Origin of the sequence: Prevotella fusca JCM 17724, from assembly GCF_001262015.1 — a bacterium.
Taxonomy (GTDB): domain Bacteria; phylum Bacteroidota; class Bacteroidia; order Bacteroidales; family Bacteroidaceae; genus Prevotella; species Prevotella fusca.
On sequence record NZ_CP012074.1, the window covers coordinates 964,359 to 977,270 of the forward strand.

General features: G+C 44.0%; 11 protein-coding genes. 9 read left to right on the plus strand and 2 right to left on the minus strand.

What is annotated here, in order from left to right:
• Window positions 1-100: 100 nt before the first annotated feature.
• Both ADJ77_RS03920 and ADJ77_RS03925 read right to left on the minus strand, forming a co-directional pair.
• Window positions 101-1,435: an efflux RND transporter periplasmic adaptor subunit gene (locus ADJ77_RS03920; RefSeq protein WP_025077584.1), complete on the minus strand. Its 1,335-nt coding sequence runs from the start codon at window positions 1,433-1,435 to the stop codon at window positions 101-103.
• Between the two features lie 200 nt (window positions 1,436-1,635).
• Window positions 1,636-3,060 (minus strand): CCA tRNA nucleotidyltransferase, encoded by a 1,425-nt coding sequence (locus tag ADJ77_RS03925; RefSeq protein ID WP_050696041.1) that lies wholly within the window; start codon window positions 3,058-3,060, stop codon window positions 1,636-1,638.
• 2,099 nt (window positions 3,061-5,159) lie between these two features.
• Between ADJ77_RS03925 and ADJ77_RS03930 the strand changes: the two genes are divergently transcribed.
• The 9 genes from ADJ77_RS03930 to ADJ77_RS03970 all read left to right on the plus strand — a co-directional run bounded on the left by ADJ77_RS03930 (window position 5,160) and on the right by ADJ77_RS03970 (window position 12,895).
• The gene (locus ADJ77_RS03930) at window positions 5,160-5,708 is read left to right on the plus strand and encodes a DUF1599 domain-containing protein (protein ID WP_025077583.1); all 549 of its coding nucleotides are present in this window, start codon (window positions 5,160-5,162) and stop codon (window positions 5,706-5,708) included.
• Entirely contained in the window at window positions 5,701-7,821 is a 2,121-nt protein-coding gene (locus ADJ77_RS03935) for a BT_3928 family protein (RefSeq protein ID WP_050696042.1), read from the plus strand. The genes ADJ77_RS03930 and ADJ77_RS03935 overlap by 8 nt, the downstream gene beginning before the upstream one ends.
• Window positions 7,822-7,918: 97 nt before the next feature.
• Complete coding sequence (locus ADJ77_RS03940) at window positions 7,919-8,590, plus strand: SPOR domain-containing protein (protein ID WP_050696043.1); 672 nt, start codon at window positions 7,919-7,921, stop codon at window positions 8,588-8,590.
• Window positions 8,591-8,695: 105 nt separating this feature from the next.
• Window positions 8,696-9,289 (plus strand): GTP cyclohydrolase I FolE, encoded by a 594-nt coding sequence (gene folE, locus ADJ77_RS03945; protein ID WP_013671128.1) that lies wholly within the window; start codon window positions 8,696-8,698, stop codon window positions 9,287-9,289.
• A gap of 37 nt (window positions 9,290-9,326) precedes the next feature.
• Window positions 9,327-9,965 carry a DUF4840 domain-containing protein gene (locus ADJ77_RS03950; protein ID WP_025077581.1) on the plus strand — a complete coding sequence of 213 codons (639 nt, stop codon included), beginning with the start codon at window positions 9,327-9,329 and terminating at the stop codon, window positions 9,963-9,965.
• Between the two features lie 63 nt (window positions 9,966-10,028).
• Complete coding sequence (locus ADJ77_RS03955) at window positions 10,029-10,646, plus strand: DUF4840 domain-containing protein (RefSeq protein WP_025077580.1); 618 nt, start codon at window positions 10,029-10,031, stop codon at window positions 10,644-10,646.
• A 75-nt stretch (window positions 10,647-10,721) separates the two neighbouring features.
• Entirely contained in the window at window positions 10,722-11,387 is a 666-nt protein-coding gene (locus ADJ77_RS03960) for a DUF4840 domain-containing protein (protein WP_025077579.1), read from the plus strand.
• Window positions 11,384-12,133, plus strand: a complete 750-nt coding sequence (locus ADJ77_RS03965) for an exodeoxyribonuclease III (protein WP_025077578.1) — start codon at window positions 11,384-11,386, stop codon at window positions 12,131-12,133. The genes ADJ77_RS03960 and ADJ77_RS03965 overlap by 4 nt, the downstream gene beginning before the upstream one ends.
• 9 nt (window positions 12,134-12,142) lie before the next feature.
• Complete coding sequence (locus ADJ77_RS03970) at window positions 12,143-12,895, plus strand: SGNH/GDSL hydrolase family protein (protein WP_050696044.1); 753 nt, start codon at window positions 12,143-12,145, stop codon at window positions 12,893-12,895.
• Window positions 12,896-12,912: the final 17 nt, after the last annotated feature.

The window sequence follows — 12,912 nt, forward strand, 5'->3', positions numbered from 1 at the left end:
TATTTAGGGGTAAGTGTCGAATGGCTTAAGCAAATCATCATCACCTGACATTCATCACCCAACATTCAACACCCATCACCTAACATTCAACACCCATCACTTACTTATCTTCTCCCTTCATTGCTTTGAGGAAGCCTGATGCAGAGCTTTGGTTCTCGCCTAACTTCTCTGCTTTCTCAATGGCTTTATCATACTCAGCAGGAGTAAGTGCCGTAATCTTTGCACCATCCTCAAGATTTGAGAGACCCTTGCTCACAATACGGTCACCCATTTTAAGACCGCTTGTCACGATGTAATTCATACCATCATTCTGCGGATCAACAGTAATCTCGGTATAGTGTACCTTGCTATCAGCATCAACCTTATATACAAAAATCTTATTCTGTACCTGTACTGTAGCCTCCTGTGGCACCAGCAAAGCACGATTGTTAGTCTTGGCAATGACAATCTGACCGCTACCACCGCTCTTCAACAAGTGCTCCGGGTTAGGAAAACGAGCAATGACGCTCACAGTACCTGTTGTTGCATCAATAATACCACTGGTCTTGACAACTACACCCTCATGATTGTAGGTGGAACCATCAGCCAGCAACAGACTGACACCTGGGAAAGCCTTGATGGCATTACTGAGTCCATTGTTTGTACGGCTGAGTTTCAGCACATCTGCCTCCGTCATTGAGAAATAGACCTCCATTGAAGAGGTATTGCTGACAGTGGTAACAGGCTGTGCTGATGATGCACTGACCAAAGCACCCTCCTTATAAGGAAGACTGCCGATATAGCCCGACGCAGGACTCTTCACATAGCAGAAACCAAGATTATCCTTGGCTGTCGCAAGCATTGCCTGTGCCTGACGGACTGCTGCCTCTGCCTGTGTAACAGAAGCCTGAGCTGATGCAACACCGCTTTGTGCCTGACGAACTGCTGCCTGGGCTGTTTCGTATGCGTTCTTGGCTGTTTCCAGCTCGTAATCACCAATTACCTTATTATTATAAAGGTTCTTGCTGTTGTTATAAGTCATACGGGAAGTTGCAGCCTGGGCATTGGCTGAATTAAGGCTTGCATTTGCCTGTACAACACGAGCCTGAGCACCAGCAACACCGCTCTGTGCTGATGCAACCTGAGCCTCGGCCTGACGAACAGCAGCCTGATAAGTAGAGTTGTCTACAACAAAGAGCACCTGTCCCGCACGGACATACTCACCTTCATGTACATACAGCTTTGTGATAAAGCCACTCACCTTCGGACGCACCTCAACATCCTGCACACCTTTGATGGTAGCCGGATAAGTTGTCTTCAGCTGTGCGTTTGATGCACCAATCGTAACTACCGGATATTCATTGCTTGTTGGAAGACTTCTCTGTCCTCCACTACAACCTGCAAGTAACACCGCCACTGCTGCTATTGCTGACAGTAAGATTTTGCTTTTCTTCATACCTATTACTATTATAAATTCTTTTATATTGTCCCATCTTAACCAGGGACTACAAACGTCCCGGTGCCCTAATCCGGTCACATCACTCAAAACAGAGCATACTGAAAACTAAACCAGCAACATTTAGTTTTCAGCATGCAAATATACATATTAATATTTAAAGCAACTCTGTCCACAGAAACTTTTTTAACAATAATTATCTATATTAATCCCAGTTCCTTTGCCTTTTCTCTCAATAGTGCCAACAGCGGTTCACGCTCATTAGGCACCCTGTTGTCAAGTACGGCGTCCTTCAGTGTCTGCTTCAATTCTCCCACTTCCCTGCTCGGCTTCAGATGGAACATCTCCATTATCTCATTACCGTCAACACAGGGCTGCAGCAAACGCTTGTAATCACGCTCTTTCAAATCCTTCAGCTTCTCTCGCACAATGCGGAAATTATCCAGGAAACGTTGTTTACGAACTGCATTCTTACTCGTTATATCGGCTTCACAGAGGGTCATCAGGTCATCAATATCGTCGCCTGCATCATTCATCAACCGCCGTACAGCAGAATCCGTCACCTCCTCATCGGCAATAGCAATCGGACGCATGTGCAGGTCAACCTGCTTCTGCACATACTTCATCTTGCTGTCCATCGGAAGTTTCAACCGTCGGAAGATGTTAGGAACCATCTTCGCACCCACGAAGTTATGGTTATGGAAAGTCCATCCAGCCGCAGCATCCCAACGCTTACACTTTGCCTTGCCGACATCATGGAGCAGTGCCGACCAGCGCAACCAGAGGTTATCCGTGTGCTTACAGATATTATCCAGCACTTCAAGCGTATGATAAAAGTTATTCTTGTGTGCCCGCCCGTTCCTTGTGTCCACGACATCAAGCGCAACAAGCTCGGGAAGGATGAGCTGAAGAAGTCCGCAACGGTACAATTCAATGAATCCCTTGCTCGGTGTTGCAGTCATCATAATTTTATTCAACTCCTCCTCAATACGCTCCCCACTGATAATCTTGATTCGTTCAGCATTGCGCTCCAAAGCCTCAAAGGTTTCGTCTTCAATGAAGAAATTGAGCTGCGTAGCAAAACGCACACAGCGCATCATACGCAATGGGTCATCAGAGAAAGTCACATCCGGGTCGAGGGGTGTGCGGATAATACCGTCCCAAAGGTCATCAACACCACCGAAAGGGTCAACCAGCTCGCCGAAGCGTGATTTGTTCAAGCACACTGCCATCGCATTGATGGTAAAGTCGCGACGGTTCTGGTCATCTTCCAATGTACCATTTTCCACTACAGGTTTCCTGCTGTCGTGACTATAACTTTCCTTTCGCGCACCGACAAATTCCACCTCCGTGTCCTTATACTTCACCTGTGCCGTACCGAAATTGCGGAAAACCGACAAGTGTGCTTTCTTACCCAAGATGGATTTCAGTTCACTTGCCACCTGAATACCACTCCCCACAACGACCACATCAATATCATTTGACGGACGTTCCAAGAACAGGTCACGCACATAACCGCCTACAACATAGCACTCCAAGCCCAGTTTGTCGGCTGCGTCTGAAATATGATGGAATATATCTTTATCTATAAGCTGTGCCAATTCAGCATCTGAGAGGTCTCGCATATAATAATGTTATCTTTTAATACTAAGAACTATGCAAAGATACATAAATTACTTTAGTCTTACAAATGGGTGCAAGCTAAAGATTGAAAACAAAAACACAACATGTCATTCAAGACGGCTTCATCTATTTCTTCTTTATAAACCTTGGATTTTGACCAGTCCAAGTTCAGAAGTTATACTTGTCCTTTTATCTCATCACATAAAGACCTTATCACGGCAATAGACTAAATATGTTTCTTCCGTTAAATGCGTGGATATTCATCATTCTGCTTGTTTTAAAGCTGTCATTATCTATCTTTGTAGTGACCCGAACAATCTTTTGTAATAATATTTCAAACCGTGAAATCAAACTGATGCTCTTTTAGCTTTGAAAAGACGCCCAATTGGCTTCGAGAAGACGCCCTTTTGAGGTCTTGTTAACGCCCTTTTGGACCCTAACTAACGCCCTTTTGAAACATGGTTGTGCAAGCATCTGATTCTCTGTAGGTTACAATGCTGCTGAAATCCGGCATTTTTGCACTTCTTTTTAAGCCTGACGACTGCTAAATTGTCAAGATATTTCAAATACATTTCTTTCGCGTATCTCACAAGGAAAAGCGAACAGGCGAACAGTTGCAGATTTAAATAAAAGCCCCTATTGTCTCAGTGATATAGATTTAGAAATGAAGAACACTTCACCTTGAGGCTATATCCTTTATATGCGTAGGCGTCTACGCATTTAACGGAAGAACGCTAAACAATCCTTATGAATCACTTGTAAAATTACTTGTTTTCAAGCCAGAAGACAGCCGCATGATAAACCAAACAAGTTTAGTTTACTTTGGTGATACGATTCTTTTATAACAACAAGTTGCTTCTATCCTGCAACATATTGCAACGTATTTTATACTCAACACCATTGCTGCTTACGAACAACATCACATGTGACGGATAACAACACATCTGTAGAAAATGGGAAGAAAGGTTTATTACCGCCGTTAAATAACATGGCAAGGCACTACTAACTTATATGAGAAAAGTCTTATCGTGCACCAACAACCGTCATTCTATAATGATTGTTTACCGTTTGAACCTCCTTTCAAACTCTTCCTTCGGCATCTTATACTTCAAATAGTTGATGACATTGTTCCGATAAAACTTTTCTATAAAGACAGAAGATGGTCAATGCCTACTATTCGCAACGAATTATTGACGTGTTCGAGAAGAACCCGAACACGACTTTAAATAAAGAAAGTATTAATGAGATATTTAGTTTCGATGCTGAAGCAGCATAAAAATTAACGGAGTATTGCTTGCATGGTATGACTATCCAAAATCAGACGGTCTCACAAAGGAGGGATAAAGCGCAAGATAAAAATACAGAAAAGGCAAACAGAGGCTATGTCTTTCCGTCTTCTACAAACAATTTATTCCCATGTCACCCAACGTTTGTAAACTATTTTCATGCAGTTCAAAACCAACACATGGTCTCTTGGCTTTGAAAAGACGCCCAATTGGCTTGCAATAGACGCCCTTTTGAAGTCCAATTAAGCACCTTTTCTTGCACTGCGTTATAACTGATTGATTTACTGCTGGTTGCAAACCAGCTTTTTACACGTGTTTTTGCCATTATCCGTAGGTGTTTTACCTGAAATCATGTCATGATTTTTCAAACCGTTGCCCGCATTTTCAAAGTATTGACATGAAAAGGTTTTCTGCGTCGGAGGATGATAATAAATCAGGTAATCAAGACCGTCTTGGCTATGTTTTATTTAACAAACAGCTCCGGTTCTTGCGTTAAAGCTATACGAAAAGTGTCCACGCATTTAACGGATGATCCTTATTTTTCATGAATAGAATTTGCAACCTGTTGCAGACATTTGTACTGAAAATGCTTCAAGACCGCACAACAGGCTTGCAAGAGCGGTTCTTCAGACTGCTTATTTCGCAGTATGAGCACGTGTTGGGACACGTTGCAGATACCACCGAAAATCATTCCACGCACCGTCACGTTCCTTTTCATTTGTTTGCGAAGCACAGGGACAGACTTGAATAGTTGTTAATTCATTCGTTTATTACAGCGAAATTCCGTATTTTTGCAGTCAAATCAAGATAAGATAATGGCAAGTCAACTGACAAAGACACAGCAGGAATTTCAAGACATACTCGCAGAGTGCAGAAGTCTCTTCGGGAAGAAGCTCCACGATTATGGTGCTTCATGGCGCATTCTGCGCCCCTCATCCCTCACCGACCAGCTTTTCATCAAGGCGAAACGCATCCGCTCGCTGGAGATTACAGGCGAAAGTTTAGTGGGCGAAGGCATCCGCCCGGAGTTCATCGCACTGATAAACTATAGCATCGTAGGACTTATCCAGCTGGCAAAAGGCTTTGTCGACAGTGTTGACATGAGCCCGGACGAGGCATTGGCACTCTATGACAGCTACGCAAAGGAAGCCTACGAGCTGATGATAAAGAAGAACCATGACTATGGCGAGGCTTGGAGAGACATGCGTGTAAGCAGCTATACTGACCTCATCCTCACAAAGATAGAACGTATCAAGGAAATCGAGGACCTTGGCGGGGAAACCCTCGTCAGCGAGGGCATCGATGCCAATTACATGGATATAATGAACTACGCCGTCTTCGGAGCTATCAAACTGCATGAATAGAATAAAGTCCATACTGGTAAACCTCAGCCGTGCACTGCTTGCCCTGACATTCATCTTCTCGGGATTCGTCAAGGCAATTGACCCTTTAGGCTCGCAATACAAGATTGCGGAATACTTAGAGGCAGTGCAGCTGTCGGCATATATTCCAGACTGGGCACAGCTGATGATATCCGTCGGCTTATCGGCAATAGAGTTCACCTTGGGCGTGTTGCTACTGCTTGCCATCCGCCGGCGTGTCGTCTGCAAGGTCTCGCTGTTCTTCATGGCAGTGATGACCATTGTCACACTCTGGTTAACCGTGAGCAACCCCATACAGGACTGTGGTTGCTTCGGTGATGCCATCCACCTCACGAACACCCAGACATTCGTCAAGAATCTCATACTCCTGACAGCTGCAATCATCGTGACACGCTGGCCGCTCTATCAGGTTCGTTTCGTATCAAAGACCAACCAGTGGATTGCCTTTTACTTCACGATTGTCTTCATCTTCACGGCATCCATACTGAGCCTTTACCATCTGCCCATCTTTGACTTCCGTCCTTATTACATCGGGCAGAACATCAAGAAAGGGATGGAGATACCCAAAGGGGCGAAGCTGACAACCTACAAGACGACTTTCATCTGCGAAAAGGACGGCATGACCAGGGAGTTTACTGAGAAGGATTATCCCTACGATGACTCGACGTGGGTGTTTAAAGATACTCATCAGGAAATACTCGAACAGGGCTATGAGCCACCTATTCATGACTTCTCCATTACTGACGAGAAAACAGGGGAAGACCTCACAGACAGCATACTGACCAAGAACGGATACACTTTCCTGCTCATTGCACCCGTACTGGAGCGGGCTGACGACAGCAACTTCGGAGACATTGATGCCATCTATGAGTATGCGAAAGAGAACGGCTACGGATTCTACGGACTTACGGCAAGCACGGACAAAGCCGTGAAGCACTGGCGGGACATTACCGGGGCAGAGTACCCGTTCTATACTACTGACGGAACGACACTGAAAACCGTCATCCGAAGTAACCCGGGACTGGTGTTGCTCTACAAGGGAACCATCATCAACAAATGGAGTCACAATGACCTGCCGAAACAGGCAGAACTGAACGCTCCGTTGTCCCTGATAGAAACAGGACGGGAACCGGAGAACAAGACATGGATGAAAATAGTACTGATTATTATCTGTTATATCTTCCCACTGGCTTTCCTCATTGCGGCAGACCGCATCTGGTCATGGACACGATGGGTACGGAAACGTGAGGAATGGCTCAAGCAGAAAGAGGAATGGGTGAAACAGAAAGAACAGTCAAACAAATTATATCAACTTTTAAAACGTAAAAGACAAATGAGAAAGAAAATTGTAGCAGGAAACTGGAAGATGAACGAGACCCTGCAGGAAGGTATTGCTTTGGCAAAGGAAATCAATGAGTCATTGAAGGCAGAGAAGCCAAACTGTGACGTTGTTATCTGTACTCCATTCATCCACCTTGCAAGTGTTGCACAGGTATTGGACGCTGAGGGTGTAAACCTCGGTGCTGAGAATTGCGCTGACAAGGAAAAGGGTGCTTACACAGGTGAGGTTTCAGCAGCTATGGTAAAGAGCACTGGGGCACAGTATGTTATCCTCGGTCACTCTGAGCGTCGCCAGTACTACGGTGAGACTGCTGAGATTCTGAAGGAGAAGGTGCAGTTGGCATTGGCTAACGGCTTGAAGGTTATCTTCTGCTGCGGTGAGACACTCGAGGAGCGTGAGGCTGAGAAGCAGAACGAGGTAGTAAAGGCTGAGCTCGAGGGTTCTGTATTCCACCTCTCTGCAGAGGAGTGGAAGAACATCATCCTGGCTTACGAGCCAATCTGGGCTATCGGTACCGGCAAGACCGCTACTTCTGACCAGGCACAGGAAATGCTGGCTTACATCCGCTCAATCGTTGCAGAGAAGTACGGCAAGGAGGCTGCCGAGGAGACATCTATCCTCTATGGTGGCAGCTGTAACGCAGGCAACGCTGCTGAATTGTTCAGCAAGGCTGACATCGACGGTGGCTTGATTGGCGGTGCTTCATTGAAGGCTGCTGACTTCAAGGGTATCATCGACGCTTGGAAGAAGTAATCCAAAGAAAAACAAAGAGGCTGTATCAAATTGCCATCCGGACTGAGTCCATCGGCATATTTGATACAACCTCTACTTCAATTTTATACGATAAAGAATGAAAAGACTCCTTACAATCATAGTGTTCATGCTGACTGCTGTCGTGGCTGTTAATGCCCAAGGGTCGGTAACGGTAACGCAAAGTGCCGAGATTGACGCATTGGTCAATGGCAAGAAAGCTGAAAAGAAAAGTAAAAAAGACCGGAAGAAGAAAGTAGAGAGTCAACACGAGACGGCACATCCTGCGCTCAAGACACCTGACACGAAGCAGCTGATTGTGCCTAAAATCAATGAACCAAAGCCGGAGATAGCACGACCCGACAACAAAACCCTACAACCTGTCAGACAAACCAGGACAAAGATAGTGAAGCGTTTAGTCAAAAGACCGCACGTCCCTACATGGGGCGAGAGTGATGGCACACGTCTTGTGACCAAACGTGTCAAGAAAGGCACAATGAAAACAAGAGGATTCCGTGTGCAGGTGTACAGCGGTGGTAATACACGCATCGCACACCAACAGGCTGACAAGGCAGGACAGAAAGCCAAGGAGCTTTTCCCCGACCAGCCAGTCTATGTGCATTTCTATGCACCACGTTGGATGTGTCTTGTGGGTAATTTCACTGACTATGATGCTGCAAAGAAGGTTATGCGGACACTTCGGAAAGAGGGCTATCCACACGCCAATGTCATCCGTATGATGGTAACCGTCAAGACATCACAGTTTTATTAACAGATAAAAGCTGAATACACCTTAATTATATATAAAACAATATGCCAGGATTATAGATGAAAGGCATGCCTAACACATACACCATTAATCAGAAATAAAAATAATATGACTCCAGAAACACAGTTCCGCGAGGGTTTAGATGAACTTGCTGCACTTTACAAAAAGGTGCTCACACTCTTAGGTGAAGACCCTGAAAGAGAAGGATTGGAGAAGACTCCTATGCGTGTTGCCAAGGCTATGCAGGTGCTGACACGTGGCTATACGCAGGATCCACATAAGGTATTGACTGATGCGCTGTTTGAAGAGAAGTATAACCAAATGGTCATTGTCAAGGACATAGACTTCTTCTCTATGTGCGAACACCACATGATTCCTTTCTATGGAAAGGCACATGTGGCATATATCCCGAACGGACATATCACTGGATTGAGTAAGATTGCACGTGTTGTTGACATCTTCTCACATCGCTTGCAAGTACAGGAACGCCTGACAGAGCAGGTTATGCAGTGCATCAACGACACGCTGAAACCACAGGGTGTGATGGTTGTCATAGAAGCAAAGCACATGTGTATGCAGATGCGTGGCGTGGAAAAGCAGAATGCTATTACCACAACAAGTGCCTATAGCGGTGTGTTTGAATCAAGTAAGACACGTAATGAGTTCATGGACTTGCTGCGTGGAGAGACCAAGAGAATATAAATTAAACACTATTATAAACTTTTTAAAATCAAAAAAGATGAAAAGAACAATGAAAACAGCCATTATGGCTTTATGTACATTTGCAATGTTAGCAGTTACAGCCAGCTGCTCAAGTGACAAAAATGAAGCTGATTATCCCAAGACTACTGAACAAGTTCTTAACCACATGGTAGGAGAATATAAAGGAACATTAGGTTTCTCTACCACGACAGAAACTGGTACAGAAGGTGCCTATGGTCGAGAGATTAGCTGGAAGATAGATAAGAATCATGATATCGTTATTGAAAAATTCCCATACGTAACATTAGCAAATGGTGTCTCAAAACAAGGAGTTGTTGGGAAAATGTCAGAATTATTTCAGACACTTTTAGACGTTAAAGATGCACCTCTTTATATTGTCATGGCAGGTTCTGACATATCCGACAACCGCATGTCATTGAATATAGACCCTCTTTTCTACGCACCACTTTCTGCACCAAATGCAGATTATGAAATAGTAGGATCAATCAAAAAAGCTCAACCTATATCCAATAGTTACTATAATATAAATGAATCAGAATTATACCTCGAATTTACAGTAGAGGGACTAATTAAGAAACATAAGCATGGTGGAGTAAAATGGCAGAAAGATTTCGACAAGCCAATAACATACTATCTAAGGGCCAAAAAGCAATAAATGTAACGTGTACGAAGCCTATTCAACAGGGCTTCGTACAAGTACGTCAAAAGAAGGAAGAGCATGAAAAGAAATATGAAACTTATAACAATGGTCATTTGCGCACTTGTAATAGCATTGTTTACTACAAGTTGCTCAAAAGACAACGACATTCCAGATGCTGAGAAAAATGCTATACAGGCGCTCAACAACATTGTTGGAAACTATAAAGGTAACTTGGCTGCCACTTATGGGACAACAACCATAATTTCGCCGGGAATTAATTGGACAGTAGACAAAAACTCTACTATTACTATCAACAACTTCCCATACCAAATGTTGGCAAATGGAGTCTCTAAGAATACTGCATCTTCACTATACACTACCCTCATAAACGAGAAGCAAAGACCTCTAAAGTTGTATATTACGACAATACATCCACAAGACAGCAAAGTCTTGTTCAATCTGTCTTCCAACTTCTCGTTTGAGGTTACTACCACCAGCGGGACCTATGAATTATCAGGGCTTTTTACCTTTAAAAATCAGCCGTTCAGCAGTAGTTATACAATGAACAACTCCGAAATGCAATTGCAATTTACTGCAAACAAACTGGTGAAAGTTGACAAGGCGCACGCAACAGCAATTATACAAGAAGATTTTGATACACCTGTTAACTTTTATCTGACAGGCAATAAAGTATAAATAAAAATTGTTTCATAGAATATAAATGGCTAATCCTACCCATATTTAAGAGAAAGAACCCAAATACAAAAGTATATGAAAAAGATAATGAAACTTACAGCTATAGCATTATGCGCACTCGCATTATGCCTTACAAGCTGTTCAAAAGACGACAACGACGAGAACACAGGTGGCAAGGAACTAACCAAAGAACAGTTCCAGGAAGCACAAAAAAAGGTTTTAAACAGCATACCTGGTGACTATAAAGGCTTTATATCTGCCAGTGGAAAACTTGAATGGCTTTCTGGTTATATAAATTGGACTGTCGATAAGAATGACGTAGTAGTTTGTAAAAACTTCCCCTATGAATCACTCGCTTATGGAATATCTGAAGACGACAACAGCGACGAAGCTGTTAAACTTCGTGCAGCTTTAAAAAGAGCTCAATATGGTCCTCTTCAATTCCGTCTCATTGGAGATCAAGAGTCCAAGAATCCTGCAGATTTAGTTGCATCACCATACATTACAACAAAAATAAAGACCTCTCAAGGTACTTACAGCGTGGTAGGACGACTAAAGGATAATAAGCTCAAGGCACACTACGACTCAAAAACATCCAAACTTACAATGACTTTCGTCATCTATAAACTGGAAAGAATCGTAAAAATATTGGGAGTTCACTCTCAATATAAAGAAGAAAAGAAGTTCACCATACCTGTTGAATTTGAACTAAGCACAATAGAAAAGAAAGAAATAAAATGAAACTTGTTTCATGGAATGTAAACGGGCTGCGCGCCTGTGTAGGAAAAGACTTTGAGCAGCAGTTCAAAGACTTGGATGCAGACTTCTTCTGTCTGCAAGAGACAAAGATGCAGGTGGGACAGCTCGACCTCAGCTTCCCTGGATACGAATCTTACTGGAATTATGCTGACAAGAAAGGCTATTCCGGCACGGCTATATTCACAAAGCATAAGCCGCTGAGCGTAACTTATGGAATTGGCATTGATGAGCATGATCATGAGGGACGTGTGATAACACTCGAGATGGATGACTTCTACCTCGTAACCGTCTACACCCCGAACTCACAAGACGGGCTTCGTCGATTGGATTATCGTATGAAGTGGGAGGATGACTTCCAAGCCTATCTCCACAAACTCGATGAGAAAAAACCTGTTGTGGTATGCGGTGACATGAATGTTGCGCATCAGGAAATTGACCTCAAGAACCCAAAGACGAACCGCAAGAACGCCGGCTTTACCGATGAAGAGCGTGAGAAGATGACCCAGTTGCTGGGCAATGGCTTCATTGACACCTTCCGCACACTCTATCCAGAGCAGGTAACCTACTCCTGGTGGTCGTACCGTTTCCGTGCAAGAGAGAAGAACACGGGGTGGCGTATCGACTATTTCCTCATCTCCGAGCGACTGAAAGACCGCCTCGAAGATGCCAAGATTCATACAGAAATAATGGGAAGCGACCACTGCCCAGTGGAAGTTGACTTGAAATAAAGCGTCCGTATGTATGCCCAGATAAAGACATTACTCCTGATGGCTGCTGTCATGGCAGCCATCATTGTCTATGCTGTTATCCCGACAGAGATAACAATGGGCAGCTATACCATCCGCAAAATAACACTTGCCAACCTAAGCCAACCACTTGTTGAGAAGACAAAGCAAACAAAACAGACCGTCAAGAAGGTACATCGTAACCAAACTATCCTCTTTATCGGAGACTCAATGGTGGAAGGACTGTCGCGAAGACTGGGCGATTACGCCGGTGAAAACGGGCACAAGCTCTATACCGTCATATGGTATAGTTCGTCTACAGAACGTTGGGGAACAACACGTACCTTAGAACATTTCATTGCCGAATACAAGCCTACCTACATCCTCATCTGTCTTGGCAGCAATGAACTCTTCATCAACGACCTTGCCAACCGTACGCAATACGTGCGGGAAATGGTGAAGAAATTAGGCAACATCCCCTTCGTATGGATAAGCCCTTCAAATTGGAATGGCGACACAGGCATCAATGATGTCATAAAGGAGAATGTCGGAAAAGGACATTTCTTCGACAGTCGTAACCTCAAACTCGAACGAGGTAGCGACCATTATCATCCCACATGGGCTGCATCAGCCTACTGGATGGACACTGCTGCAAAGTTTATAGCAAGTAAGGAGTGTGCTAACCCTCTGCAACTCAACAAACCAAAAGCCCATCATAAGGCAACAAACACAAAGCTTTTACAACCAGCTTTTGAGGGCTATTAAATAGGATCTAAGCAGCA

Coding starts and splice junctions, on each gene's coding strand:
- ADJ77_RS03920 (WP_025077584.1), bottom strand. CDS start 1,435: ATGAAGAAAAGCAAAATCTTACTGTCAGCAATAGCAGCAGTGGCGGTG.
- ADJ77_RS03925 (WP_050696041.1), bottom strand. CDS start 3,060: ATGCGAGACCTCTCAGATGCTGAATTGGCACAGCTTATAGATAAAGAT.
- ADJ77_RS03930 (WP_025077583.1), top strand. CDS start 5,160: ATGGCAAGTCAACTGACAAAGACACAGCAGGAATTTCAAGACATACTC.
- ADJ77_RS03935 (WP_050696042.1), top strand. CDS start 5,701: ATGAATAGAATAAAGTCCATACTGGTAAACCTCAGCCGTGCACTGCTT.
- ADJ77_RS03940 (WP_050696043.1), top strand. CDS start 7,919: ATGAAAAGACTCCTTACAATCATAGTGTTCATGCTGACTGCTGTCGTG.
- folE (WP_013671128.1), top strand. CDS start 8,696: ATGACTCCAGAAACACAGTTCCGCGAGGGTTTAGATGAACTTGCTGCA.
- ADJ77_RS03950 (WP_025077581.1), top strand. CDS start 9,327: ATGAAAAGAACAATGAAAACAGCCATTATGGCTTTATGTACATTTGCA.
- ADJ77_RS03955 (WP_025077580.1), top strand. CDS start 10,029: ATGAAAAGAAATATGAAACTTATAACAATGGTCATTTGCGCACTTGTA.
- ADJ77_RS03960 (WP_025077579.1), top strand. CDS start 10,722: ATGAAAAAGATAATGAAACTTACAGCTATAGCATTATGCGCACTCGCA.
- ADJ77_RS03965 (WP_025077578.1), top strand. CDS start 11,384: ATGAAACTTGTTTCATGGAATGTAAACGGGCTGCGCGCCTGTGTAGGA.
- ADJ77_RS03970 (WP_050696044.1), top strand. CDS start 12,143: ATGTATGCCCAGATAAAGACATTACTCCTGATGGCTGCTGTCATGGCA.